This window comes from Microbacterium sp. NPDC087592 (assembly GCF_044743585.1).
In the GTDB taxonomy this organism is placed as follows: Bacteria; Actinomycetota; Actinomycetes; order Actinomycetales; family Microbacteriaceae; genus Microbacterium.
In genome coordinates, this window is record NZ_JBIUWT010000002.1 from 402,185 (window position 1) to 425,621 (window position 23,437).

Sequence of the window (23,437 nt, forward strand, 5' to 3'; positions counted from 1 at the left end):
GAATGTCTGTTCTCGAGATCCGCGACCTGCATGTGACGGTCGAGACCGATGCGGGGACCACCCCGATCCTCAACGGAATCAACCTCACCATGAACACCGGTGAGACCCACGCCATCATGGGCCCCAACGGTTCGGGCAAGTCGACCCTGGCCTACACGATCGCCGGTCACCCGAAGTACACGGTGACCTCCGGGTCGATCACGTTCGACGGCCAGGACGTCCTGGAGATGACGGTCGACGAGCGCGCCCGCGCCGGGCTCTTCCTCGCCATGCAGTACCCGGTCGAGATCCCCGGCGTCACCGTGACGAACTTCCTCCGCACCGCGAAGACTGCACTCGACGGTGAAGCGCCGGCGATCCGCGGCTGGACCAAGGACGTCAAGGCGGCCATGTCGAACCTGCGCATGGACCCCAAGTTCGCGCAGCGCAACGTCAACGAGGGCTTCTCCGGCGGCGAGAAGAAGCGCCACGAGATCCTGCAGCTCGAAGTGCTGAAGCCGAAGTTCGCAGTCCTCGACGAGACCGACTCGGGTCTCGACGTCGACGCGCTCAAGATCGTCTCCGAGGGCGTCAACCGCGCGAAGGAGTCCACCGGACTCGGCGTACTGCTGATCACGCACTACACCCGCATCCTCCGCTACATCCGCCCCGACTTCGTCCACGTCGTCGTCGCGGGGAAGATCGTCGAAGAGGGCGGCCCTGAGCTCGCAGACCGGCTGGAGAACGAGGGATACGACCGTTTCCTCGACCCTGCAGCCCCCATCGAGGCGTAGGCTGATCGCATGACAGCGACCCTCACGGACGAGAAGTACGACGCGGTCACCGAGGCTCTCAAAGACGTCATGGACCCCGAGCTCGGGATCAACGTCGTCGACCTCGGCCTCATCTACGACCTCGCCTGGGATGACGAGAACGATGCTCTCGTCATCCACATGACGCTGACCAGCGCTGGCTGCCCGCTCACCGACGTGCTCGAGGACCAGACCGCTCAGGCTCTGGACAGCGTCGTCGATCGATTCCGCATCAACTGGGTCTGGATGCCGCCGTGGGGTCCGGAGCGGATCACGGACGACGGGCGCGACATGATGCGCGCGCTCGGCTTCGCGATCTGATCCGCACGGGACCGCTGCCGCGAGGCGGCACGACGACGCGCGCGTCGGATCCGACGATACGACGATGACGCGTTTCGGAACCTCGGGAGAACGAATGCTTCAGGTGAAGGCACTGCCTCTGGCGGAGCTTCGCGAGCGCAGCAGCGAGAAGTGGCGTGAGTACCCGGACGATGTGCTTCCGCTGTTCGTCGCCGAGACCGACTTTCCGCTGGCGCCGGCGATCTCGGATGCGCTGCGGCGCGCCGTGGAGATCGGTGACACCGGGTATGTCGCATCGCGGACACCGCTCGCCGAGTCGTTCGCCGCTTTCGCGAACCGACGCTACGGCTGGGAGCCCGACCCCGCGCGCATGCGGAGCACGGCAGACGTGAGCATGGGGATCGTGGAGATCCTCCGCCGTGTGACGCAGCCGGGGGAGCGGGTCGTCGTGACCCCTCCGGTGTATCCGCCGTTCTACGACCTGGTCGCCGAGGCCGGCGCAGAGGTCCAGCGCGTCCCGCTGCGTGACACGGGAACCCGATGGGAACTCGATCTCGACGGCATCCGTGCGGCCTTCGACGACGGAGCGACGGCGATCCTGCTCTGCAACCCGCACAACCCGACCGGCACGGTGCATGACCGCGACGGCCTCGCCGCGCTCGCGGACCTGGCGGATGAGTTCGGGGCGGCCGTCGTCTCGGACGAGATCCATGCGCCGCTCGCGCAACCGGGAACCGGGTTCACGCCGTTCCTCGCCGTGAGCGATGCGGCCCGGCGCGTCGGCTATGCAGTCGTCAGCGCCAGCAAGGCGTTCAACCTCGCCGGTCTGAAGTGTGCCTTGATGGTCACCGCCGACGACGCGACGAGCGAGGTCGTGCGCGGCCTGCCCGTCGAGGTGGAGTGGCGTACCGGACAGTTCGGTCTGCTCGCCGCCGTGGCCGCATTCTCGGAAGAGAGCGACCCCTGGCTGGACGGGCTGCTGCGCACCCTCGATGAGAATCGAGTGCTGCTCGAGGACCTTCTGGCGGCGCACCTGCCGGGTGCGCGCTATCGCATTCCGGACGCCGGGTACCTCGCGTGGATCGACCTCACCGCGCTCGACTGGGGCGACAATCCCGCGCGACGCATCCTGCGCGACGCGAAGGTCGCCCTGCACTTCGGACTGGCTTTCGGCGCCGAGGGTGCGGGCCATGTGCGATTGAACTTCGGCACCTCCCCGGAGATCATCACTGAGGCGATGGAGCGCATCACGGCGCTCGTGGGCCGATGACGGCTCCGGTCGACGCCGCGACGATCTGGGACCGCCAACGCATCTGGGTGACCCTCGGCGCGGTCGCCCTGATCTTTCTCGCCGCCATCGAGGCACTCGCGGTGACGACGGTCATGCCGATCGTCAGCGAAGCTCTCCACGGCGAGGCCCTCTACGCCGTGGCTTTCGCCGGCACCCTGGCGACGAGTGTGATCGGCATGGTCGCCACGGGCGCGTGGTCGGACGCCCGCGGACCGCGCGGCGCCCTGTATGTCGCCGTCACGCTCTTCATCGTCGGTCTTCTCGTCTCGGGTTTCGCCGTGACGATGCATCAGTTCCTGATCGGACGACTCGTCCAGGGGCTCGGCACCGGCGGGCAGACCGTCGCGCTCTACGTCGTGGTGGCGCGGCTGTATCCGCCTCATCTGCACGGCAGGATCTTCGCCGCCTTCGCCGCGGCCTGGGTCGTGCCGTCGATGGTCGGACCATTCCTGGCCGGGGCCGTCGCGGAGTACCTCGACTGGCGATGGGCGTTCCTGGGCGTCGCGGTGCTGACGGGCGCCGCATTCGTGATGATCGCTGTCCGCCTCCGTGGTGTCGACCTGGGGCAGGGGGAGCCGCAGAACCGACGCGCCCTCGTCGTGCGCCTCGCACTCGCCGTGGTCGTGGCCGTTCTCGCCGTCGTGGTCGGCTTCTCTGCCGACATGGCACCGTCGGTCGGCTGGCCGGTCGCGCTCGGTGCCGTCGTCGCGGTCGGACTCGCCGTGCTCCCGCTGCTGCCGCGGCGCACGTTGCGCGCAGGCCAGGGGCTGCCGAGCGTGGTGCTGATGCGCGGCATCGTGGCGGGTGCGTTCTTCGCCGCTGAGGCCTACATCCCGTACCTGCTGATGAAGAAGTTCGACTTCAGTGCGACGTGGGCGGGAGTCGCACTGATGCTGGCGGCATTGGCCTGGGCCGGCGCCTCGGCGCTGCAGGGGCGATACGGTGAGCGTCTGGGGAATCACCGCATCACGCTGATCAGTCTCGGCTCGCTCCTGGTGGCGCTGCTCTGCGTCCTCGTCGCCGCGCTCTTCGACGTCTCGGCGGCGGTGGTGGTGCTCGGCTGGGCATTCGCCGGTGGCGGGATGGGGCTGCTGTACCCGCGGTTGACCGTCCTGACGCTCGCCTACTCGGACGAGACGAATCAGGGATTCAACTCCTCTGCCCTGTCGATCTCGGACGCCACCGGTTCGGCCGTCGCGATCGCGCTGGCCGGTCTCGCGGTGGCATCCCTCGGAGGTGAGGCGGGTGCTTTCGGTGCGGTGTTCGCCTTCTGCGTCGGACTCGTCGCTCTCGCGATCGTGCCCGGACTCAGACTCGGGCACGCGGCGGAGTCGCCGGTGCGCTGAGCACCCCCGCGAGCGCAGTCACTCCGAGGTCGAAGACACGGTCGAGGCCGGCCGTGACGTCGATCTCCCCGGCGGTGGGCAGCGCACCGTGGCTGTCGGCGTGCATGCGCTGCTGCACGAGGGTGGCGTGTCCGAGCACGAAGTGCAGGATCGCCGCGCCCCGGTCAGCGGCGTCGGATGCCCCGTGGGCCTCCAGCGCCGCGGTCAGCACCGACTGCGCGTGCGAGGAGCCGAGTTGCAGGGCGTAGGTGCTGAGGACCAGTTCGGCGCCGTCGCGGTGGGTGAAGAGGGCGTCGCGGATGCCTCGGGCGGTTGCCAGCACGCCGTCGCTGCCGCGGGGGATCGATGCGGTGATCCGGTCGGCGAGTTCGGCGAGCAGCTCCTGCTTGCTGGTGAAGTGCCAGTAGAGGGCAGAGGGCTGTACATCCAGGCGGGCGGCGATGCGCCGCATCGAGAGGTCGGCGAGCCCGACTTCGTCGAGGAGGGCGAGCGCGCTCCGGGCGACGCTGTCGCGGTCGTGCCGTGCCTGATTCGTCTCCGGGCTCATCCTCCGATTATAGTGAACGACGTTCAGGTGAACGGTGTTCAGGAGAAACGCGTCGGAGGGATCCGCATGAAACGCACACGAGAGACGGGTGTCGCGACGATCGCCGTGGACGCGGTCTCGGTGGTGCTCGACGGTCGCCCCGTGCTGCGAGAGGTCACCGCCTCGCTGACGGCTCCGACGATCGCGGTGATCGGTGCGAACGGGTCGGGGAAGTCCACGTTCGCCCGGTTGTTGAACGGACTCGTCACTCCGAGCGCCGGCGAGGTGAGGGTGCACGGCCTCGACACGGTGCGTGACCGCGCCGCCCTCCGCCGCCGCGTCGGATTCGTGTTCACGAACCCCGATGCGCAGATCCTCATGCCCACCCCGGCCGAAGACATCGCGCTGTCCCTGCGCGGCCGGGCGAAGGCCGAGGTCGCCGACCGCGTCAGAGACACCCTCGCCGTGCATGGTCTGGCGGACCACGCGGATGTCCCCGCATCCAGCCTGTCGGGGGGCCAGAAGCAGATGCTCGCCCTAGCCGCAGTGCTGGCCACCGAACCGCAGCTCATCGTCGCGGACGAGCCGACGACACTCCTCGACCTGCGCAACTCTCGACGCATCGGCGACCTGCTCCTGGCGCAGCAGGCCCAGGTCGTCGTGGTGACACATGACCTCGAACTGGCCGCGCGCTGTGAGGCCGCGATGCTGTTCGAAGACGGGCGGGTCACGGCGTCCGGAGAGCCGTCGACCGTGATCCCGGCCTATCGTCGAGCGTGCGAATGATCGCGCTCTACCGTCCCGGAAGCAGCATCCTCCATCGCGCTCCTGCCGGGCTCAAGCTCGCCGCGCTGGCGATCGGAGCGCTCGTTCTGTCGCTGTACCCCCACGACGCGGTGAGCATCCCCCTCTCGCTCGCGGCGGTCCTCGCGCTGTACGGCATCGGGGGAATGCCCATCCGGGTGCCGTTGCTCGAGATCTGGCGTCTGCGCTGGATCATCGTCGTACTCGCCGCGGCGCTCGGGGTCTTCGTCTCGCCTCTCGCGGCGTGGGTCGGCACGGGACGCGTCGTGACGATTCTCCTGCTCGCGAGCCTGTTGACGCTCACGACCCGGATGGCGGATCTCGTGGAGGTGCTGCAGGGCATCCTGCGCCCGTTCCAGCGATGGGGAGTCGATCCCGACGGGGTGGCGCTCACGATCTCGCTCACGATCACGACGATCCCCGTGATCGCCGGCTTCGCGGAGCGCGTGCGGGATGCGTCGCGAGCCCGCGACGTGCGGTTGGGCGTGCGCGCCGTGGTGCCCCTGCTCGTTCTCGCCCTCCGACACGCGGACGATGTCGGTGACGCGCTGGCAGCACGGGGCCTGGGCTGACCCTATGCGGGGATGAGCGTGCGCACTCCGACCGGCGGCAGCGGCGTCGTCTGAGACGCGAGTCGGAGCGCCGCGAGGATCAGGGCGACCGCGATCAGAGCGGTCGCGACGGATGTGCCGAGTACCAGGAGCATCAGGACACCGACCAGGCCGCTCAGCGCTCCCGCGACGAGGCGGGGTAGCGACCCGGTGGCCTGCGGCGCGGGCTGTGACTCGAAACGGGTGAAGGCCACAGCGACGAGTGCGGTCAGCGCGAGCGCGGTCGCGAGCCAGAGCGGTCGGGCCGCCCACCAGTCCGCGCTGTCGAGCGACGGGAGCGTGACGCCCGTGACGAGGGCGTACACGGCGGTCGCGCCGGCCATCACCAGCAGGACAGGCATGTGCCAGAGATAGATCGTCATGGTGCGCACCGTCACGAACGCCGTGAATGCCGCCACGCGCGGTCGGCGGCTGAACCGCTCGATGCGTTCGCGGTGCAGGGAGAGCAGGCTGGTGTGTGCGACGCCGACGAGCAGGAGGGCTGCAGTCGGCGGGTTGATGTTGGCGATGAGGTCGGGGGAGTACACCCCGGTCAGGAACGTTGCGACGAGCAGGAGCAGGGCGCCGAGGCCCGCGGTGGCCCGGACGCGTCGACTCAGGCGCCCGATGCGTCCGTCGGCGAGGAAGAACCCCAGCTGCTGCAGCGTCATCCACACGAAGGCGAGGTTCAGGAAGCCGAGGCCCTCGAGCCCGGTCGCGGCGCGCAACACGTCGACGGCGATGGATGCCGCGACGAGAGCACCGATCGTGCGGTAGGGGGCGCGCTCGTGGGCGGCGGCCAATGCGGGAAGCAGCGCCTGGCACAGGAGGAAGACGCCGAGGAACCAGAGCGGCTGACCGTAGCGGAAGCCCGCGGTCGCGATCAGATCGGCGGGTACACCGAAGACCGTGAGGAGCGCGAGCCCGACCCCGACGATGGCGATCGTGAAGACGGCGGGTCGCAGCAGACGATGCAGTCGCCCGGCCACGAACCCGAGGGCGCTCCCGCCGCGCTCCCGCAGCCGACGGTAGGCGAGGAGCCCGGAGAACCCGCCGATGACGAAGAACAGCGGCATCACCTGGAGGAGCCAACTCAGCGGCGCGATCCACCCGGTACCGTCGCTGGCGTTCTCGAACACGGGGCCGGCCGCGTCGACGGTGACGCCCACCATGATCGAGTGGAGCAGGACCACGCCGAGGACGCAGAGCGCCCGGACGAAGTCGATACCGGTGTCACGGGACGCGCGTTGCGGAGGCGCGATGATGCCGGCAGTGGGTGCCTGGACGGTGGTCATGAGTCCTCCTCGGGAGTGGTGTCCCAGGAGACTATGGATGCCGTGTCCGCGGATGCATCACCCTCGGGTGCCGTTACGACCCCCTACGACGGTGTGAGTCAGGAGGACGGCTCGACCAGCCCGGTGTCGTAGGCGAGGATCACCGCATGCACGCGGTCGCGGAGGTTCAGCTTGGCGAGTACCTTGCCGACATGGGTCTTGACGGTCTGCTCCGCGATGAAGAGGTCGGCCGCGATCTCGGTGTTCGAGCGCCCTTTCCCGATCAGCACCAGCACCTCCCGCTCGCGGTCGGTGAGTTCGGCGAGCGCAGTGGCCGAGCGAGGTGCACGGGGCCTGCGGCCGGCGAACTGCTCGATGATTCGTCGGGTCACGCTCGGCGCGAGGAGCGCATCCCCGTTCGCGACGACGCGCACCGCGTGCACGAGCTCCTCGGGGAGTGCGTCCTTCAGCAGGAACCCGCTGGCTCCGGCCTCCAGCGCGTCGTACACGTAGTCGTCGATGTCGAAGGTGGTGAGCATCAGGATCCGGGGGACATGCGCGGCGGGGTACGACGGGCCGAGAATCCGCCGGGTGGCTTCGATCCCGTCGAGTTCGGGCATGCGCACGTCCATCAGGATCACGTCGGGATCCAGACGCGCCGCCAGGGCGACGGCTTCGGCGCCGTTCGCCGCCTGCCCGGACACCCGAATGCCCTCGTGGGCATCGAGGAGAGCGGCGAAACCCGCACGGACCATGGCCTGATCGTCGGCGATGAGGACGCTGATCGTCACGGGGTCTCCTTGTCGAGAGAAGCGGCTGCGCTCGCATCGGAACCGTCCGCATCCAGGGGGAGCACGGCCTCCACGTCCCAGCCGCCATCGGATGAGGGGCCGGCCGAAAGGCTGCCGCCCAGGATCTCGGCGCGTTCGCGCATCCCGCGCAGGCCGTAGCCCCCGCCGGGGCCGTCGGGCGTGCGGGGCGGTGCGCCGTTGTGCACGCGGATGCGGATGCTGCGGGCCTCGGCACGCAGCTGCACGGCGATGCGGGCACCGGGCGCATGCCGCACGGCGTTGCTCAGCGCCTCCTGGACGATGCGGAACGCGGCGATCTGCACCGAGGGTGTCGCGGCTGCTGCGGCCTCGCCGCCCTCGAGCACGAGTCCGACCTCGACCCCCGCGCGGCGGATGGTGTCGACCAGCGCCGGGATGTCGTCGATGCCCTGTTGGGGAGCGAGCTCGGCGGTCTGGTCTTCGGTGCGGAGCACCCCGAGCATCCGCCGCATCTCGGCCAGCGAGCCGCGGGCGGTCGCAGCGATGTCGTCGAACTCGGCTGTCGCCGCGTCGTTGAGCGCGGGAATGCGATATTTGGCGGTCGACGCCTGCACCTGGATCACGGACATGCTGTGTGCGACCACGTCGTGCAGCTCGCGCGCGATCCGCGTGCGTTCCTCGACGAGCGCGCGCCGGGCCTCCTCGAGCGCGCTGTGCTCCTTCTCGCGCGTCAGCTCGGCAGCGACCCGGACCCTCCCGGCGACGAGCGCCGCGATGAGGTACACCGCGGATGCCACCGCTGTCGTGACGATGAGGTCGGCCGTGGCGCTGGCGGATGACTCCGGCGTGGCCACCATGTCGGGGCGGAGCACCGGCGCCAGAAGCGATGCGATCGCGCCGAGGATCAGTGCGAAGGCACCGAGCCGTGCGCCATGGAGGAATGTGACCACCCCGACGAACAGGGCGAAGGTCAGGAGGGCGGGGACGGACCAGGGCCACGGCGACTGGATCGCGAGTTCCGGCACGACCGTGAGCGGCAGGGTGAGTGCTCCCACGGTGAACAAGCCGATCGCCCAGACCGGGCGGCTGATCGCGAGCACAGGCGAGACGCACAGCGCCGCGCCGAGGATGAACGACAGAGGCAGCGGCGTGCCGGACAGGACGGTCTGGAGCGGGACGAGGATCGCGTACAACGCCACGACCGCCGCACCCAGCGCCCCGAGGGCGAAGGTGCGACGGCTGATCCGTTGGCGCAGCGGTGTGCGCTGTCGGCGGCGTGCCATGACTGTCATCCTGCCAGTTGCGGCGCGGGAGCGCGGCGGCGCCGGGCCGCGGCGATGCGGTCGATCGTGAAGCCGATCACGAGCGCGATGACGATGCCGATACCGGCGCTCAGCAGCGGCTGGTCCTTGATCCAGGCGCCGGCGAGCAGGCCGATCGCCAGGCTGAAGACGCTCCAGCTGGCACCGGCGATCAGACTCAGAGGCAGGAAACGCCGCCACGGGAACTCGAGAGCCCCGGCGGACATGTTGACCGCGACGCGTCCGACCGGGATGTAGCGGGCGCCGAGGATGAGGGTGGCGCTGCGCCGATCGAGCGCCTGCTGAGCGTAGGCGAATGTCGCCGCCACACGGGGGCGTCTCATCCAGGCGAAGCGCGTGGTGCCGAGCCGTCGGCCGATCACGAAGGCGATGTTGTCGCCGATCGCCGCGCCGATCGCGGCGACCGCACCGAGGAGAAGCAGATTCCCGTCGCCGGTGGACGCGGCGACGGCCGCGGCCGCCACGAGCACCGTCTCGCTCGGCACCGGGGGGAAGAAGCCGTCGATCACGGTGACCGTGAACAGGACCAGGTACAGCCAGGGCGAGGCGATGGCCTGCATGATGAGCTCGTTGAGGATGTCCACTCCTGCACGCTATGCAGCGCGTACCCGGGCGGTCATCCCTCTGGGGTATCGCGGGTCTCACCCTCCGGACTGATCTTGCTGACCGCCGCTCCCGGCCACGGCGCTTATACTGGGAGGCTGGCCGATCGGCCGAACACCCTCCCTGAAAGAACGGACGTCCGCTGTGCTTGCCGTGCACGACCTCGAGATCCGCGTTGGCGCGCGCCTGCTGATGGAGAACGTCTCGTTCCGCGTCGCCGACGGAGACAAGATCGGACTCGTCGGCCGCAACGGGGCCGGCAAGACCACCCTCACCAAGGTGCTCGCGGGCGACGTCCTGCCCTCCGGCGGCAGTGTGACGCGTTCCGGCGAGCTCGGCTACCTGCCGCAGGACCCGCGTTCCGGAAACCCCGAAGACCTGGCGCGCACGCGCATCCTCGATGCCCGCGGACTCGGGCAGCTGAACCTCGGGATGACCGAGGCGGCACTCGCGATGGGCTCGGACGACCCCGCCGTCGCCGACAAGGCGATGAAGCGCTACGCCCGCCTGACCGAGCAGTTCGAGGCCCAGGGCGGCTACGCGGCGGAGGCCGAGGCGGCGTCCATCGCGAACAACCTGTCGCTTCCCGACCGGATCCTGGATCAGCCGTTGTCGACGCTCTCCGGTGGTCAGCGTCGCCGCATCGAGCTCGCCCGTATCCTCTTCTCCGATGCTCAGACGATGATCCTCGACGAGCCCACCAACCACCTCGACGCCGACAGCGTCGTGTGGCTCCGCGAGTTCCTCAAGGGGTACAAGGGCGGCCTGATCGTCATCAGCCACGATGTCGAGCTCGTCGGCGAGACCGTCAACCGCGTGTTCTACCTCGACGCGAACCGCCAGATCATCGACACGTACAACATGAACTGGAAGAACTACCTGCGCCAGCGGGTGGCCGACGAGGAGCGTCGCAAGAAGGAGCGCGCCAACGCCGAGAAGAAGGCCACGACCCTGCAGTTGCAGGCGGCACGCTTCGGCGCGAAGGCATCCAAGGCGGCTGCGGCGCACCAGATGATCGCGCGCGCCGAGAAGCTGCTGGCCGGACTCGACGAGGTCCGCCAGGAAGACCGGGTCGCGAAGCTGCGCTTCCCGAAGCCGGCGCCCTGCGGCAAGACGCCGATGATGGCGAGCGGGCTCTCGAAGTCGTACGGGTCGCTCGAGATCTTCACCGATGTCGATCTCGCGATCGACCGCGGCTCCAAGGTCGTGGTGCTCGGCCTCAACGGTGCGGGCAAGACCACGCTGCTGCGGATGCTCGCGGGTGTGGACCAGCCCGACACCGGACAGCTCGAGCCGGGGCACGGCCTCAAGGTCGGCTACTACGCGCAGGAGCACGAGAACCTCGACGTGAACCGTTCGGTGCTCGAGAACATGGTCTCGGCCGCACCGCACATCACCGAGACCGAGGCGCGCAAGGTGCTGGGCTCGTTCCTGTTCACCGGCGACGACGTGCTGAAGCCGGCGGGAGTCCTCTCCGGTGGAGAGAAGACGCGTCTGTCGCTCGCCACACTCGTCGTCTCCTCGGCGAACCTGCTGCTGCTCGACGAGCCGACCAACAACCTCGATCCCGCCTCGCGCGAGGAGATCCTCGGCGCGCTCGCGCACTACGAGGGTGCTGTGGTCCTCGTGTCCCACGATCCCGGTGCCGTGCAGTCGCTCAACCCCGAGCGTGTGCTCATCCTGCCTGACGGTGTCGAAGACATCTGGAGCCAGGAGTACCAGGACCTCATCGAGCTCGCCTGAGGCGCGCACGCTGAACTTCTGGTGGCAACCGCAACTCCGGGCCGTTCGTGTGCGCGGCCGCGTCCACGAGGCATCGGCGGCCGAGAGCGCAGCCGACCTCGCTGCGCGCTCCACCGCGGCTCGTGAGGGCGTCAGCCCAGGGGCCTGGGTGCTCTGGCGGATAGTCCCGAATCGGGTCGAGTTCTGGCAGGGATCCCCGGACCGTGATCACACTCGGATCGTCTACGCGCGCACGGATGCCGGCTGGGCATGCACGATGACGCCCTGGACGGACTGACACCGCACGAGTCGGTCAGCGGACGTCGAGCAGCTCGTCTTCGACGTCGGCGTCGTGATCCTTGCGCCGTGGAGTCTTCACGGGTGTCGGGACGCCCTCGACTTCCTCACGGTGCTTCACGATCTCGGTCCGGATGATGTAGCCGATGAAGATGAAGCCCATGAGGGCGAACAGGATCCATTGGATCGCGTAGGAGAGATGCGGGCCCGGGTCGTCGGTGGGGGAGTCGAAGCCCCCCAGCGCGCCGGCGCCGGCCGGCTCCTCGGTCACGACGCGGCCGTAGGCGCCGGTGATCACATCCCCGTCGGTCAGCGCGGCGATCGAGGGCAGATGGATGGTCGGCACCTGACCTTCCGGTGCGCCCCGGCCCGATGCGGGCAGCTGCTCCCCGGGCCGCAGGCGCACCGTGACCTCGGCCTCGCCTTCCGGCGGGGACGGCACAGAGTCGGGCTCCGCACCCTCGCCCGGCGCCACCCAGCCGCGATCGACGATGAACACGCGACCATCAGCGTCGCGGAACGGCACCAGCACCTCGAAGGCGCTCGTACCGCCGTGCGGTCGGTTGCGCACGAGCAGTTGCTGGTCGGCCAGGTACTCGCCCTGCAGCGTCACCGGGCGCCACTCGTCTGAGGGGTCGAGCGCACCGTCAGCGCCGATGACATCGGCGAGGGGAACGGGGTCCGCGTCGTAGTTCTGCTCGACGAGTTCGATCTGGGCGGCACGAGTCTCGTTCCGCTCGAACTGCCAATTCGACAGGAAGACGCACGCGATGGCGAAGCCGATGGCGATGAGCACGTACACCGCCCACCGGGTGAGACGTCGACTCATGCGGGAACACCGTCGCGGACGGTCACCGGGAAGTCCCGTGCGGCCAGGTAGTCGCGGAGGAAGTCCACGTGCTCGTCACACGCCAGCCACACCTTCTCGCGATCGGCGGCATGGATGCGGGGATTGCGCCACACCACTTGTCTGGTCGCCGCGCTCCGGCAGCCGGCGCGCGAGCACTCGAGGTCAGTCATCGGTCTTTCGGGCCTTCGTGGATCGTGAACACCTGCGGAGCCGGAGCTTCGGTCTCGATCGGAGCAGGTCGAGGGGTGTCGAGCTCGCGCACCGGAGACTCGGCTGTGGCCTCAGTGCTGTCGCTTCCCGCGTTCGCGAAGACGACCGCGATGTAGGGCAGTACGGCGGCCGCGATCCCGAATACCCACGTGTACCAGCCGTACGGCTGCACGAGCACCATGAGCCCGAAGCACACGATGCGGATGGTCATCGTCAAGGCATAACGGCGCACACGATGATCAGCCTCATCCCGCGGAGACTGCGGCAGTGAGGTGACGGCCGGGACTTGACGCGCGTTCTTCACGATGTCTCAAGCCTACGCCGGTGCAGCCCTCCCGGCGTGCCGTTCGGCGACTCAGCTCGAGAACAGGAACGGCAGGGTGAACACCCCGACGAACAGGAAGCTGATGATGGTGCTGACGATCGTGAACGCACCGATCGCGACCACCGCGTAGCCGAGGATGAGACCGGCGATGGCGAGCCCACGCCCGCCGACTCCGGGTTGGCGCTTGATCTGTCCGAGCGCCATGTGCCCCGTGATGACGGCCGCGATCGAGGCCAGCACCGGGATGATGGCCCAGATCAGGACGAGCCCGGCGATGCCGCAGATGAGTGAGGTGACAGCCAGCGGACTGGTGGGGCGAGACGCGGCGGCGGGATACCCCGCGCTCGGGTAGGCGCCGTAACCGGGTTGAGAGGCAGGCGGGGCGTAGCCGGGCTGTACCGGAGGTGTGGCGTAGCCGGGCTGAGAGGCGGGCGCGGCGTAGTCGGCAGGGGAGGCATAACCGGGCGGTGCGGGCGGTGGAGCGTATCCCGGCTGCGGTGCCGCGGCCGGCTGCGCGCCGTAGGCCGGGTGCGCCGGAGGCGCATAGGTCGGCGCGGCTCCCGGGTGGCTCTGTGTCGGCTGCGGACCGGGCCGTACCGGTTCGGCGGGAAGCGCCGGCGTGGCAGTGGGGGCGGCGGGCGGAGGAGGCGGTGTCAACGGCGGCTCGCCACCGGGAGAGGGGATGCGGTTGTCGCTCACGATGAAGCCTTTCGTCTCGATCAGGGTTCCAGCAGCGTCCCCGTCTGTCAAACACCAGGATGCAGCCGACCCGGCACGCGGGCGCAGCCGGCAGCGGCATGGTCGATAGGATCGATGACGGCCCGGAACCGCGGGCCGACCGGCCAGATCAGGAGTGTCCCCCATGAGTGCTGAGCGCGTCGTCCTCGTCACCGGCGGCAATCGCGGCATCGGCCGCGCCATCGCAGAGCGCTTCGTGCGCGACGGGTACCGGGTCGCCGTCACCGCCCGCAGCGGGGAAGGACCGGAGGGCACGCTCACCGTCCGTGCGGACGTGACGGATGCCGCGGCTCTCGACGCCGCGTTCACCGAGGTGGAGCAGCAGCTCGGTCCGGTCGAGATCGTCGTCGCGAACGCCGGCATCACGAAGGACACGCTGCTCCTGCGCATGAGCGAGGACGACTTCGACAGCGTGGTCGCGACGAACCTCGGAGGCACCTTCCGTGTCGTCAAGCGCGCCTCGAAGGGCATGCTCCGCGCACGTTTCGGTCGCATCATCCTGATCTCGAGCGTCGTGGGGCTCTACGGTTCCGCGGGTCAGGTCAATTACTCCGCGTCGAAGAGCGCGCTCGTCGGGTTCGCCCGCTCGATCACCCGCGAACTCGGCGCGCGGGGGATCACCGCCAACGTCGTCGCCCCGGGATTCATCGAGACAGACATGACGGCCGAGCTCCCGGAAGAGACGCAGAAGCAGTACAAGGCGAACATCCCGGCGGGACGATTCGCCACTCCCGACGAGGTCGCGGGCGTCGTGACCTGGCTCGCGGGCGACGATGCCGGCTACATCTCTGGTGCGGTCATTCCCGTCGACGGTGGTCTCGGCATGGGGCACTGACCCCACGCCGTTCGATCAGCGCGAGATCGCTGCGGTGAGGAGTTCGCCGAGGCGATCCGGCACGGTGAACTGCGGCCAGTGGGCGGAGCCGATCCGGATGACCTCCGCATCCTCGATCGCGCGGTACTCCTCGCCGAATGCGCCCCACTGGTCGATCAGCCCCTCGAACGTCGCCTGGTCCAGATCGCCCATGAGCAGTGTGACGGGCACTCGATAGCGTGCGGGGTCGGTGAGGGCGATGCCGTCGGTCGGCACGCGTGCGGGGACGCTCGACGTGAGCGGCGCTGTGCGTGCGCGTGTGGCCTCGTCGAGGTCGTGCACGTCTTCATCCTCGAAGAAGTCCCAGCCGGGGAACGGAACGACCCCGTCGACGATCGGGAACTCGCTGATCCCGTTTCCGGGCGGAGGAGGGACGGTGTCGACGAAGATCACTCGGCTCACGCGGTCGGGGCGCGCATCGGCGACACCCCATGCGACGTTGCCACCTCCGCTGTGTCCGACGACCACGACATCGCCGTCGACCTCATCGACTGCGGCGACCGCGGCGTCGACCCAGTCCGCGATGCCGACATCGGAGGTGGCGGTCGCGGGTTCGCCGAGCCCTGGCATGGTGAGGGCGTGCACGCGGTGCCCTGCCCGTTCGAGAGCGGGGATCACGTCGTTCCAGCTCGAGGCGTCGAGCCAGAGTCCGGGGATGAGGATGATGTCCATGAGCCGACGCTAGCTGCGGCGACCGACATTCACCAGGTCTCGGCTACGGGAGCAGCGCGATGACCTCGGACAGATCCTGCGGTCCGATGACGAGGCTCGCGGCTTCGCGAACCGCGGGCTTCGCGTTGAAGGCGAGGCCGAGTCCGGCGACCGCCATCATCTGCAGGTCGTTCGCGCCGTCGCCGATCGCGATCGTCGCGTGCGACGGTACGCCGAGCTCGGCCGCCCATTCCTGGAGCGAGGTGGCCTTGACCGCGCCGTCGACGATGTCGCCGTCGACACGACCGGCGAGCTCCCCATCGGCGATTTCGAGGCGATTGGCGCGCCACCGGTCGACCCCGAGCCCCGGCGCGATGTGGTCGAGGATCTCGTGGAACCCCCCGGACACGACTCCGACGACACCGCCGCGATCGTGGACGGCGGCGGTGAGATCGCGCACTCCGGGCGTGGGTTCGATCCGTGCACGTACCCGCTCGAATGCCGAGACCGGCACGCCCTGAAGGGCCGCGACCCGGGAACGAAGGCTCGTGGAGAAGTCGACTTCGCCGCGCATGGCCGCCTCCGTGGCCGCCTGCACCTCCGCGCGGCGCCCGGCCTCGTCGGCGAGCAGCTCGATCACCTCGTTGCGGATCAGGGTGGAGTCGGCATCGAGGACGACGAGGAAGCGCGCAGCGGTCACCCGTCGAGCCTATCGATCACCTGGCGGGCCGATGCGCCATGACGGCGTCAGCGTTCGATGAAAACGCCCTTGCCGACGACGGTGATGCCGGACTCCGTCACGGTGAAACCCCGTGCGAGGTCCCGCTCGCGATCGACGCCCACCGTCGCCCCGTCGGCCAGCACCACGTTCTTGTCGAGGATCGCCCGATGGATGCGCGCGCCCTGTCCCACCTGGACGTGGTCGAAAACCACCGAGTCCGTGATGGTCGAGCCGCCGCCGGCGAGCGTCCAGGGGCCGACCACACTGCGTTCCAGATGGGTGCCGGACAGGACCGATCCGAGCGAGACGATCGAGTCGATCGCATTCCCGATGCGCCCGACCGAGTCCCGCACGAACTTCGCGGGCGGCGAGTTGACCGCTTGCGAGTGGATCGGCCACTCCATGTTGTAGAGGTTGAACACGGGCAGGGTCGAGATCAGGTCGCGGTGCGCGTCGAAGAACGAGTCGATCGTCCCCACGTCCCGCCAGTAGGAACGATCGCGCGGGGAGGAGCCGGGCACATCGTTCTGCTTCATGTCGTAGTAACCGGCCTCGCCGCGGTCGACGAAGTACGGGACGATGTCGCCGCCCATGTCGTGCCCGGAGGTCGGCGACTCGCCGTCGGCCTCGACGGCGGCGATGAGTGCGTCGGCATCGAAGATGTAGTTCCCCATCGAGGCGAGCACCTCGTGCGGCGAATCCTCGAGGCCGGCGATGTCGGTCGGCTTCTCCAAGAACTGCTTGATGCGCCCGGACTCGGCATCGGCATCGATCACCCCGAACTGCGAAGCCAGGGCGAGGGGCTGGCGGATCCCGGCGACGGTCGCCTTCGCACCGGATTCGATGTGGGCCTCCAGCATCTGCCGGAAGTCCATCCGGTACACGTGGTCGGCGCCGATGACCACGACGATGTCGGGCTTCTCATCATTGATCAGGTTCATGCTCTGCAGGATCGCGTCGGCGGATCCCGAGAACCACCGCTTGCCGAGTCGCTGCTGCGCGGGGACCGAAGTCACGTATGAGTCGAGGAGCGCCGACATCCGCCAGGTCTGCGAGATGTGCCGGTCGAGGCTGTGCGACTTGTACTGCGTCAGCACGACGATCTGCCGTAGGCCGGAGTTGATGAGGTTCGAGATGGCGAAATCGATCAGGCGATACTGTCCGCCGAACGGCACTGCGGGTTTCGCGCGATCCGCCGTGAGCGGCATGAGGCGCTTGCCCTCGCCGCCGGCGAGGATGATCCCGAAGACCTTCTTTGGAGCGGACATGGCTCCACCATAGATGCGTTCCCGGCCGCTGTACTAGCGTTCAGACATGCGAGTCGAAATGATCACGAAGGAGTACCCGCCCGAGGTCTACGGCGGTGCCGGAGTGCATGTGGCGGAACTCGTCGCCGCGCTTCGAGAGCACGTCGACGTGCGGGTGCGTGCGTTCGGGGCGACCCGCGACGAACCCGGTACCTTCGCCTATCGCACGCCTGCGGAACTCACCGGAGCGAACCCCGCGCTGCAGACGCTGGGGACAGACCTCGAGATCGTCGCCGCCATCGCCGACGCCGACCTCGTCCACAGTCACACCTGGTACGCGAACTTCGCCGGCCACCTGGCCTCGCAGCTTCACGGCATCCCGCACGTTCTCACCGCGCACAGCCTGGAGCCCCTCCGCCCATGGAAGGCCGAGCAGCTGGGCGGCGGGTACGCGATCTCCAGCGGCATCGAGCGACTCGCCTACGAGAACGCCGCCGCGGTGATCGCGGTGAGCGCCGGCATGCGCGCCGACATCCTCCGCAGCTATCCGCAGGTGGACCCTGCGAAGGTCCGCGTGATCCACAACGGCATCGACGTCGAACGCTGGCGTCCCGTGCAGGACGCGGAGTTCCTCCGGTCGATCGGAATGGATCCCGCACGTCCCTCCGTCGTGTTCGTCGGCCGGATCACGCGGCAGAAGGGTCTGCCGTATCTGCTGCAGGCCGCCCGACTCCTGCCGCCCGAGGTGCAGCTCGTCCTGTGCGCCGGCGCCCCGGACACTCCGGAGATCATGGCCGAGGTGCAAGAGGGAGTGCGGCTTCTGCAGGAGACGCGTGAAGGCGTCATCTGGGTGGAGCGGATGCTGCCGCGCGATGAGCTGTCGGCGATCCTCACCGCGGCGACGACCTTCGTCTGTCCCTCCGTCTACGAACCTCTCGGGATCGTGAACCTCGAGGCGATGGCCTGCGGCGCTGCGGTCGTCGGCACCGCGACCGGGGGCATCCCCGAGGTCGTGTCCGACGGCGTCACTGGTCGGCTCGTACCGATCGAACAGCTGCAGGACGGCACCGGCACGCCGGTGGATCCGGAGCGCTACGTGGCGGACCTGGCCGCCGTGCTCACCGAGGTCGCCATGGATCCGGAGCGCGCGCGGGCCTACGGTGAGGCCGGACGCGAGCGCGCGCGGGACGACTTCAGCTGGGCCGCGATCGCGGAGACGACGCGCGCGCTCTACGCGGAGCTCACCGCCTGAGCCGATAGGCTGGAACCATGCCGAGCGCTCTGGAATTCACCGACGTCGTCGTGCGCCGTGAAGGACGCAACATCATCGATCACGTGACCTGGGAGGTCGACGACGATCAGCGATGGGTGATCCTCGGACCGAACGGGGCGGGCAAGACCACCCTCCTGCAGCTGGCCGACACCCTCATGCACCCGACCTCGGGCACCGTGACCGTGCTGGGCGAGACTCTGGGCCGCACCGACGTGTTCGAGGTGCGCCCGCGCATCGGGTTCGCCTCGTCCGCGATGGCCAAGCGCGTTCCCCGCGACGAGACGGTCCTCAACACCGTGCTCACCGCCGCATACTCGGTGCTCGGTCGCTGGAACGAGAACTACGAGGACATCGATGAGCGCCGCGCGCTCCGCGTCCTCGCCGACTGGCGCCTCGACCACCTGGCGGACCGCACGTTCGGCACGCTGAGCGATGGCGAGCAGAAGCGCGTGCAGATCGCGCGCGCCGTGATGACCGATCCGGAGCTGCTGCTGCTGGACGAGCCGACCGCCTCGCTCGATCTCGGATCGCGAGAAGAGCTGCTGGCGCTGCTCAGCGGGTACGCTTCCTCGCCGACGACGCCGGCGATGCTGATGGTGACGCACCACGTCGAGGAGATCCCGGTGGGCTTCACGCACGTGATGCTGATTCGCGACGGAGCGATCGTCGCGGCCGGACCGATCGCCGAGACGCTCACGGCCGAGGCACTCACCGACACGTTCGGCATGCCCATCGTGCTCAGCAGCGAAGACGGCCGCTACGCCGCCCGCGCAGCATCCTGATCCAGGTCTGATAGAATCGATCCTTGGTGCTCTCCGCACCGCAGACTTCCCTCGTCCCTGGCACAATCCAGGGCAGCAACTAAGGAATCCCATGAAGACTGACATTCACCCCGAGTACAAGGCTGTCGTGTTCCGCGACCTGGGCTCGGGCGAGACGTTCCTCACCCGTTCGACCGTGACCGGCGACAAGACCATCGAGCTGGACGGCGTGGAGTACCCCGTCATCGATGTCGAGATCTCGTCCGCGTCGCACCCGTTCTACACGGGCAAGCAGCGCATCATGGACTCGGCCGGCCGCGTCGAGAAGTTCAACCAGCGCTTCAAGGGCTTCGGCGGCTCGTCCAAGTAACGACTGCCACAAAGAAGGCCCCACGCTCCTCGGAGCGTGGGGCCTTCTTCGTTCCTCGAGGGCTCTGGGACGGTCTCAGACGTCGATGACGATACGGCCGGAGTCGATGCGGCTCGGCGGGTCGCCGGGCGAGGGCGCCGGTGCCGTCCGCTGCGTCTGCCGGTCGCGTTCCTGGTTCGCCTCATGGGCACTGGGCGACCAGACGCTGTCGAAGACGCCGACGAGGCCGCCGTTGGCGACGTGCTCGTACTTCTCCTCGACCGGCTTCCGCGAGAAGGTGTGCATCATCCCGAAGATCAGCAGAGCGGGGCCCATGCCCAGCACGATGATCACGGTCGCCCACGCCATCACGTCCTTCATGACTTCAGGATAGGCGTGACGGAGAAGAGCGGCATCCTCCTCGAGGCGGAGATCCTCAGCGCAGGCGGCGGCCCTGCGCCAGGTCGATGAGGCGCGACAGCACGGGACCCGAGCGCAGCCCGTTGTGCTCGTGCTCGCTGGTCACCCACAGCTTCACGCCGGGTAGCAGGCGTGCTGTCTCGAGCGAGAACTCCATCGGGACGTACACGTCGTCGACATAGACGGCGGCGGCGCCCGTAGCCCCGGACGCGGCGATCGCCTCGGCGTCGTAGATGCTCGGCCATTCGTACTCCGCGAGCGCGAGGGTGACGTCACGCCAGGGGCGGAAGGCGGGAACCGTCTCGGTCCAGTCGCGCCGGATGTGCTCGCCCGTGAAGAGCGTCGGGTCGTCGCGGAAGTCGGAGGGCTCTGTGCGTTCGGCCGACCATCGGGTGGCGTGGCCGTCGGCGTAGCTGGACTCGTGGAACGCGAAATACAGCGGATTGCGGCCGTCGAACGGCATCGCGTGCATCAGGTCGTGCCGGAAGGCATAGGAGGAAGGGTCACGCTCGAGCAACGACCAGACGGTCTGCCAGCCGTCGTTCGTGCCGAGGGCCGAGCCCATCGATCGCAACCGCGATCGGGACACGACCTCGCCGTCGGGGAGGACGATGTCGCCGGCGTCTGCCAGATCGACGAGTCGCCGCATGGCGTCGCGGTGCTCCGGGAACCGACGGTAGTAACGCTCGGAGGTCGTGCGCATCTTCTCGTAGCAGAGCGCGTACACATCATCGGGGTGGCGCCCGATCGCGCTGAGTCCGCCCGTGATGAAGACGTCCTGCAGCGAGGACGCGTCCGTCGAGAGGTAGGCCAGCGTCGTGAAGCCGCCGAAGGACTGCCCGAGCACGCTCCAGGTGACAGCTCCCAGGTGTTCGCGGATCGCCTCGCAGTCGCGCACGATCGAGTCGGCGCGCAGGTGGGTCAGGTGCTCGGCCACGGCCTCGGCGCCGCGGGCGAGATCATGATCGCCGACCGGGGTCGATTGCCCGGTGCCGCGCTGGTCGAGGAGCACCAGACGGTAGTGGGCGAGAGCTTCATCCAGCCAGGCCGGCGACGTCGAAGAATGGAACGGGCGGGGAGCTTCGTGCCCTGGTCCGCCCTGCAGGAAGACCAGATAGGGGAGGGTCTCACCGCCTTCGCGGGCGACCACGCGCGCGAAGATGTCGATGGTGCGGGAGTCGGCGGGATCGCCCCATACGAGAGGGACGGTGAGCGTGTGCTCTTCGACGGTGAGATCCAGCAGCTTGCGGACGACGGTGGTCATGATCACATCACATTCCCGATGTAGGAGTACTTGACGAAGACCTCCGAGGCGATGCCCGACTCCTCGAGCACCCCCTGCACAGCGGTCATCATGTAGTTGGAGTCCCAGCCCATGTAGAGGAAGTGGGATTCGTCGAGCGCGTCCCACTGCCCCTTCCACGCCATGCCCTGGTAGATCGGCCCGCCGTGGGCGGCACAGTAGGCGAGGGCAGCGGCCCTCGTGTCGGTCCACGCGCGTCGGAAGACCCGGTTGAAGAGGTACTTCACGTCGGGGACCTCCCAGCGCTCACCGCGGTACTCGACGTAGTCGAACTCGCGTTCCCAGCCGGTCGGCCAGCCGCGACGGCGCACGGCATCCAGGATCGGGGTCAGGCCGTCGTCGTCGATCTCCGGCAGTGCCGGTCGCGCCCAGATGCGGATCAGGTCGGCGGTGAGGGCGACCGTGCGCTGGGTGATGGCGGCCGTGTTCCACGTCGGGACCTCGGCCAGCTCGCGGGTCGCCGGCACCGCGCTGCGGGCATACGCCTCATCTCGCTTGACGGGGAAGGCGGCGCCGAACACGCGCTCGGTCAACGGCTGCTCGAGCAGGGTCAGGTTGCCGAGAGTCGGGGCGAGCGCGCGATGGCTGTTCTGTTCGTCCTCGGAGTACTCGTTCCAGGGGCGTTCTCCGTCTCCCGACCAGGCGTCGCCGGGGACAGTGGGCACGATGTGCTCCACGTCGAACCCGTCGACATCGCCGACGCCTTCCAGGCGACCGAGCACGTACGCGGGGTGGGGGAGCTCGCTGTACTTCAGTACCGCGCTCACACGCTCGTCGGAGGGGGTGATCCGCGCGAAGGCGCGGGCGAGCGAATCGCGACCTTCCCGGCGTGCGCGGCAGAGCCTGGCGATCAGCCTCTCGGCCGGAAGGTTGACCAGCGCGCGGCGGAGGTACAGCGCCTGGATCCACTCCAGCGTCTCGAGGAGTTCGGCGCGGTCGATGACGCCCCGCGCGTGATCGCTGTACACGCTCAGCACGAGGGGGTACGACGAGCGCCCGAAGGTGTTGACGTGCCGCAGCTGCTGCGCGATCTCCGGGTCTTTCTCCCGTGAGGGATCGAGGAGGATGCCGTATACCTCTGCGTAGTGCCGCCACTCTTCCGCGTCTGCCTGCAGGTGGGTGACGTCGACGCGGGGGAAGGACTGCCGGAACGCGCTGTACACGCCGTGCTCGCCGTTCGCCGCCACCTCGCGGCCGGTGACGAGCACGAGGTAGTGCCGCCAGAACGCGCCGATGGCCTCACCGGTGTGATGCTCGATCGGCACCCAGAACCGGGCTTCGACGTCGACCTGCTCCGCGTGGCTGAGCCCCATCAGGATGTAGTTGTGGATGAGCTCGTGGTCGCGCAGCGGCTCGCCCGTGGAGTTCAGGCTCTCGAAGATCTGCTGGGCGTTCGCCTGGGCTCCGAGGGTGATCGACACGTGCTCGAGCTTCTGCAGCCCACGCCAGATGAGGGGAACCTCGTCAACGTGGATCTGACTGCGGAAGAAGGCGTAGTTGTCGTCGAAGCGGGATTCGCGGTCCGCGTCGTCGCGGCGGTCGAGCACGACGGACTCGTACAACTCGGCCCACGCATCGTGCGGGCGCAGCTTGGTGCGGCCGGGGTCGTCCGAGCGTACGAGCACGCGTTCCAACGAGGCGGCCAGAGCGGCATCGGTGTCGCGGATCGCATGGTGCAGCGCGGCGACCAGCAGCATCAGCGTGGTGATGCGCTGCTGACCGTCGATGAGGATCAGGTCGGAATCGGTCGACGTGCCGTCTTCGGCGGAGAGGATCGAGCCGATGAAGTGGCGGTGGGCGTCGTCCTCCCGCGCGACGGCGCGGATGTCGGAGAGGAGACGCTCGCACCCGCCGATGTCCCAGCGGTACTGCCGCTGATACACGGGGACGACGATGGTGGTGCTGCCCGCCGCGAGCCACTCGATCGTGTTGACTGCTGTCGCCTCGACGTTGGTCGCGGTGCTCATACTGGTGTCTCGTCCTCCCGTAGCGACGGGTGCCGAGGACTCGCCGGGCGCCCCGATCAGTCTATTCGGTTATCCACGGCCGACCTCCGAAGGGCTCGCGGGCTTCGCTGTT

27 protein-coding genes are annotated in these 23,437 nt (G+C 68.7%); 12 read left to right on the forward strand and 15 right to left on the reverse strand.

Annotated features, from left to right (window positions below):
- Positions 1-2 precede the first annotated feature (2 nt).
- The 4 genes from sufC to ACIOTO_RS14875 all read left to right on the forward strand — a co-directional run bounded on the left by sufC (position 3) and on the right by ACIOTO_RS14875 (position 3,728).
- Positions 3-773, forward strand: coding sequence for a Fe-S cluster assembly ATPase SufC (sufC, locus tag ACIOTO_RS14860; protein WP_029261756.1), 771 nt, complete (start codon positions 3-5; stop codon positions 771-773).
- A gap of 9 nt (positions 774-782) precedes the next feature.
- Positions 783-1,112, forward strand: a complete 330-nt coding sequence (locus ACIOTO_RS14865) for a metal-sulfur cluster assembly factor (RefSeq protein ID WP_021200756.1) — start codon at positions 783-785, stop codon at positions 1,110-1,112.
- A 94-nt stretch (positions 1,113-1,206) separates the two neighbouring features.
- Positions 1,207-2,361, forward strand: coding sequence for a MalY/PatB family protein (locus ACIOTO_RS14870; RefSeq protein WP_400858595.1), 1,155 nt, complete (start codon positions 1,207-1,209; stop codon positions 2,359-2,361).
- Entirely contained in the window at positions 2,358-3,728 is a 1,371-nt protein-coding gene (locus ACIOTO_RS14875) for an MFS transporter (protein WP_400858431.1), read from the forward strand. Before ACIOTO_RS14870 ends, ACIOTO_RS14875 begins: the two co-directional genes overlap by 4 nt.
- Here ACIOTO_RS14875 and ACIOTO_RS14880 read toward each other — a convergent pair.
- Positions 3,691-4,275: a TetR family transcriptional regulator gene (locus ACIOTO_RS14880; RefSeq protein ID WP_400858432.1), complete on the reverse strand. Its 585-nt coding sequence runs from the start codon at positions 4,273-4,275 to the stop codon at positions 3,691-3,693. The genes ACIOTO_RS14875 and ACIOTO_RS14880 overlap by 38 nt on opposite strands.
- A 66-nt stretch (positions 4,276-4,341) precedes the next feature.
- Between ACIOTO_RS14880 and ACIOTO_RS14885 the strand changes: the two genes are divergently transcribed.
- Together ACIOTO_RS14885 and ACIOTO_RS14890 are read left to right on the forward strand one after the other, a co-directional pair.
- A complete protein-coding gene (locus ACIOTO_RS14885; protein WP_400858433.1) occupies positions 4,342-5,040 on the forward strand; it encodes an energy-coupling factor ABC transporter ATP-binding protein in 699 nt (232 codons plus the stop codon).
- Positions 5,037-5,630 carry a CbiQ family ECF transporter T component gene (locus tag ACIOTO_RS14890; protein ID WP_400858434.1) on the forward strand — a complete coding sequence of 198 codons (594 nt, stop codon included), beginning with the start codon at positions 5,037-5,039 and terminating at the stop codon, positions 5,628-5,630. Before ACIOTO_RS14885 ends, ACIOTO_RS14890 begins: the two co-directional genes overlap by 4 nt.
- Before the next feature lie 2 nt (positions 5,631-5,632).
- Here the strand turns inward: ACIOTO_RS14890 and ACIOTO_RS14895 are convergent, their stop codons facing one another.
- The 4 genes from ACIOTO_RS14895 to ACIOTO_RS14910 form a co-directional block, all read right to left on the reverse strand.
- A complete protein-coding gene (locus tag ACIOTO_RS14895; protein WP_400858435.1) occupies positions 5,633-6,943 on the reverse strand; it encodes an acyltransferase in 1,311 nt (436 codons plus the stop codon).
- 98 nt (positions 6,944-7,041) lie between these two features.
- Positions 7,042-7,713, reverse strand: a complete 672-nt coding sequence (locus tag ACIOTO_RS14900) for a response regulator (RefSeq protein WP_400858436.1) — start codon at positions 7,711-7,713, stop codon at positions 7,042-7,044.
- Positions 7,710-8,975, reverse strand: coding sequence for a sensor histidine kinase (locus tag ACIOTO_RS14905; protein WP_400858437.1), 1,266 nt, complete (start codon positions 8,973-8,975; stop codon positions 7,710-7,712). Before ACIOTO_RS14905 ends, ACIOTO_RS14900 begins: the two co-directional genes overlap by 4 nt.
- A gap of 5 nt (positions 8,976-8,980) precedes the next feature.
- Positions 8,981-9,598, reverse strand: a complete 618-nt coding sequence (locus tag ACIOTO_RS14910; RefSeq protein ID WP_400858438.1) for a DedA family protein — start codon at positions 9,596-9,598, stop codon at positions 8,981-8,983.
- Between the two features lie 163 nt (positions 9,599-9,761).
- On the opposite strand from ACIOTO_RS14910, the gene abc-f reads away from it, so the two are divergent.
- Positions 9,762-11,360 carry a ribosomal protection-like ABC-F family protein gene (gene abc-f, locus ACIOTO_RS14915; protein WP_029261766.1) on the forward strand — a complete coding sequence of 533 codons (1,599 nt, stop codon included), beginning with the start codon at positions 9,762-9,764 and terminating at the stop codon, positions 11,358-11,360.
- Positions 11,361-11,508: 148 nt separating this feature from the next.
- Complete coding sequence (locus ACIOTO_RS14920) at positions 11,509-11,637, forward strand: pyridoxine 5'-phosphate oxidase C-terminal domain-containing protein (RefSeq protein ID WP_400858597.1); 129 nt, start codon at positions 11,509-11,511, stop codon at positions 11,635-11,637.
- 15 nt (positions 11,638-11,652) lie between these two features.
- On the opposite strand, the gene ACIOTO_RS14925 is transcribed toward ACIOTO_RS14920, so the two are convergent.
- From ACIOTO_RS14925 to ACIOTO_RS14940, 4 genes are read right to left on the reverse strand one after another with little or no spacing between them, the layout of a single operon-like run.
- Entirely contained in the window at positions 11,653-12,465 is an 813-nt protein-coding gene (locus ACIOTO_RS14925; protein WP_400858439.1) for an SURF1 family protein, read from the reverse strand.
- Complete coding sequence (locus tag ACIOTO_RS14930; RefSeq protein ID WP_029261770.1) at positions 12,462-12,656, reverse strand: hypothetical protein; 195 nt, start codon at positions 12,654-12,656, stop codon at positions 12,462-12,464. Before ACIOTO_RS14930 ends, ACIOTO_RS14925 begins: the two co-directional genes overlap by 4 nt.
- Positions 12,653-13,000, reverse strand: a complete 348-nt coding sequence (locus ACIOTO_RS14935) for a DUF3099 domain-containing protein (RefSeq protein WP_029261771.1) — start codon at positions 12,998-13,000, stop codon at positions 12,653-12,655. The genes ACIOTO_RS14930 and ACIOTO_RS14935 overlap by 4 nt, the downstream gene beginning before the upstream one ends.
- Positions 13,001-13,051: 51 nt before the next feature.
- Positions 13,052-13,720, reverse strand: coding sequence for a DUF4190 domain-containing protein (locus ACIOTO_RS14940; RefSeq protein ID WP_400858440.1), 669 nt, complete (start codon positions 13,718-13,720; stop codon positions 13,052-13,054).
- Between the two features lie 163 nt (positions 13,721-13,883).
- Here ACIOTO_RS14940 and ACIOTO_RS14945 point away from each other — a divergent pair, with 163 nt between their 5' ends.
- Positions 13,884-14,594: a beta-ketoacyl-ACP reductase gene (locus tag ACIOTO_RS14945; RefSeq protein WP_029261772.1), complete on the forward strand. Its 711-nt coding sequence runs from the start codon at positions 13,884-13,886 to the stop codon at positions 14,592-14,594.
- Between the two features lie 15 nt (positions 14,595-14,609).
- Here ACIOTO_RS14945 and ACIOTO_RS14950 read toward each other — a convergent pair whose 3' ends face one another.
- The 3 genes from ACIOTO_RS14950 to glgC are packed head-to-tail and all read right to left on the reverse strand — an operon-like array spanning position 14,610 to position 17,273.
- Positions 14,610-15,305 carry an alpha/beta fold hydrolase gene (locus tag ACIOTO_RS14950; RefSeq protein ID WP_400858441.1) on the reverse strand — a complete coding sequence of 232 codons (696 nt, stop codon included), beginning with the start codon at positions 15,303-15,305 and terminating at the stop codon, positions 14,610-14,612.
- Between the two features lie 43 nt (positions 15,306-15,348).
- A complete protein-coding gene (serB, locus tag ACIOTO_RS14955) occupies positions 15,349-15,984 on the reverse strand; it encodes a phosphoserine phosphatase SerB (protein ID WP_029261774.1) in 636 nt (211 codons plus the stop codon).
- Between the two features lie 47 nt (positions 15,985-16,031).
- The gene (glgC, locus tag ACIOTO_RS14960; RefSeq protein ID WP_029261775.1) at positions 16,032-17,273 is read right to left on the reverse strand and encodes a glucose-1-phosphate adenylyltransferase; all 1,242 of its coding nucleotides are present in this window, start codon (positions 17,271-17,273) and stop codon (positions 16,032-16,034) included.
- Positions 17,274-17,319: 46 nt separating this feature from the next.
- Here glgC and glgA point away from each other — a divergent pair, with 46 nt between their 5' ends.
- The 3 genes from glgA (at position 17,320) to ACIOTO_RS14975 (ending at position 19,656) form a co-directional block, all read left to right on the forward strand.
- Complete coding sequence (glgA, locus tag ACIOTO_RS14965; RefSeq protein WP_400858442.1) at positions 17,320-18,504, forward strand: glycogen synthase; 1,185 nt, start codon at positions 17,320-17,322, stop codon at positions 18,502-18,504.
- 17 nt (positions 18,505-18,521) lie between these two features.
- On the forward strand, positions 18,522-19,307 hold the full coding sequence (locus ACIOTO_RS14970; RefSeq protein WP_029261777.1) for an ABC transporter ATP-binding protein: 786 nt from the start codon (positions 18,522-18,524) through the stop codon (positions 19,305-19,307).
- 91 nt (positions 19,308-19,398) lie between these two features.
- A complete protein-coding gene (locus tag ACIOTO_RS14975; RefSeq protein WP_028501712.1) occupies positions 19,399-19,656 on the forward strand; it encodes a type B 50S ribosomal protein L31 in 258 nt (85 codons plus the stop codon).
- Positions 19,657-19,731: 75 nt separating this feature from the next.
- Here ACIOTO_RS14975 and ACIOTO_RS14980 read toward each other — a convergent pair whose 3' ends face one another.
- From ACIOTO_RS14980 to ACIOTO_RS14990, 3 genes are read right to left on the reverse strand one after another with little or no spacing between them, the layout of a single operon-like run.
- Positions 19,732-20,016 carry a hypothetical protein gene (locus ACIOTO_RS14980; protein ID WP_105710066.1) on the reverse strand — a complete coding sequence of 95 codons (285 nt, stop codon included), beginning with the start codon at positions 20,014-20,016 and terminating at the stop codon, positions 19,732-19,734.
- Positions 20,017-20,071: 55 nt separating this feature from the next.
- On the reverse strand, positions 20,072-21,325 hold the full coding sequence (locus tag ACIOTO_RS14985) for an alpha/beta fold hydrolase (protein ID WP_400858443.1): 1,254 nt from the start codon (positions 21,323-21,325) through the stop codon (positions 20,072-20,074).
- A complete protein-coding gene (locus ACIOTO_RS14990; RefSeq protein WP_400858444.1) occupies positions 21,322-23,325 on the reverse strand; it encodes a DUF262 domain-containing protein in 2,004 nt (667 codons plus the stop codon). The genes ACIOTO_RS14985 and ACIOTO_RS14990 overlap by 4 nt, the downstream gene beginning before the upstream one ends.
- Positions 23,326-23,437: the final 112 nt, after the last annotated feature.

Excerpts from the sequence above, each read along its gene's own strand:
- glgC (WP_029261775.1), bottom strand. The coding sequence starts at position 17,273 with ATGTCCGCTCCAAAGAAGGTCTTCGGGATCATCCTCGCCGGCGGCGAG.
- ACIOTO_RS14945 (WP_029261772.1), top strand. The coding sequence starts at position 13,884 with ATGAGTGCTGAGCGCGTCGTCCTCGTCACCGGCGGCAATCGCGGCATC.
- glgA (WP_400858442.1), top strand. The coding sequence starts at position 17,320 with ATGCGAGTCGAAATGATCACGAAGGAGTACCCGCCCGAGGTCTACGGC.
- ACIOTO_RS14950 (WP_400858441.1), bottom strand. The coding sequence starts at position 15,305 with ATGGACATCATCCTCATCCCCGGACTCTGGCTCGACGCCTCGAGCTGG.
- ACIOTO_RS14980 (WP_105710066.1), bottom strand. The coding sequence starts at position 20,016 with ATGAAGGACGTGATGGCGTGGGCGACCGTGATCATCGTGCTGGGCATG.
- ACIOTO_RS14905 (WP_400858437.1), bottom strand. The coding sequence starts at position 8,975 with ATGGCACGCCGCCGACAGCGCACACCGCTGCGCCAACGGATCAGCCGT.
- ACIOTO_RS14890 (WP_400858434.1), top strand. The coding sequence starts at position 5,037 with ATGATCGCGCTCTACCGTCCCGGAAGCAGCATCCTCCATCGCGCTCCT.
- ACIOTO_RS14885 (WP_400858433.1), top strand. The coding sequence starts at position 4,342 with ATGAAACGCACACGAGAGACGGGTGTCGCGACGATCGCCGTGGACGCG.
- sufC (WP_029261756.1), top strand. The coding sequence starts at position 3 with ATGTCTGTTCTCGAGATCCGCGACCTGCATGTGACGGTCGAGACCGAT.
- ACIOTO_RS14990 (WP_400858444.1), bottom strand. The coding sequence starts at position 23,325 with ATGAGCACCGCGACCAACGTCGAGGCGACAGCAGTCAACACGATCGAG.
- ACIOTO_RS14880 (WP_400858432.1), bottom strand. The coding sequence starts at position 4,275 with ATGAGCCCGGAGACGAATCAGGCACGGCACGACCGCGACAGCGTCGCC.
- ACIOTO_RS14870 (WP_400858595.1), top strand. The coding sequence starts at position 1,207 with ATGCTTCAGGTGAAGGCACTGCCTCTGGCGGAGCTTCGCGAGCGCAGC.
- ACIOTO_RS14865 (WP_021200756.1), top strand. The coding sequence starts at position 783 with ATGACAGCGACCCTCACGGACGAGAAGTACGACGCGGTCACCGAGGCT.
- ACIOTO_RS14925 (WP_400858439.1), bottom strand. The coding sequence starts at position 12,465 with ATGAGTCGACGTCTCACCCGGTGGGCGGTGTACGTGCTCATCGCCATC.
- ACIOTO_RS14875 (WP_400858431.1), top strand. The coding sequence starts at position 2,358 with ATGACGGCTCCGGTCGACGCCGCGACGATCTGGGACCGCCAACGCATC.
- ACIOTO_RS14895 (WP_400858435.1), bottom strand. The coding sequence starts at position 6,943 with ATGACCACCGTCCAGGCACCCACTGCCGGCATCATCGCGCCTCCGCAA.
- ACIOTO_RS14975 (WP_028501712.1), top strand. The coding sequence starts at position 19,399 with ATGAAGACTGACATTCACCCCGAGTACAAGGCTGTCGTGTTCCGCGAC.
- ACIOTO_RS14970 (WP_029261777.1), top strand. The coding sequence starts at position 18,522 with ATGCCGAGCGCTCTGGAATTCACCGACGTCGTCGTGCGCCGTGAAGGA.
- ACIOTO_RS14930 (WP_029261770.1), bottom strand. The coding sequence starts at position 12,656 with ATGACTGACCTCGAGTGCTCGCGCGCCGGCTGCCGGAGCGCGGCGACC.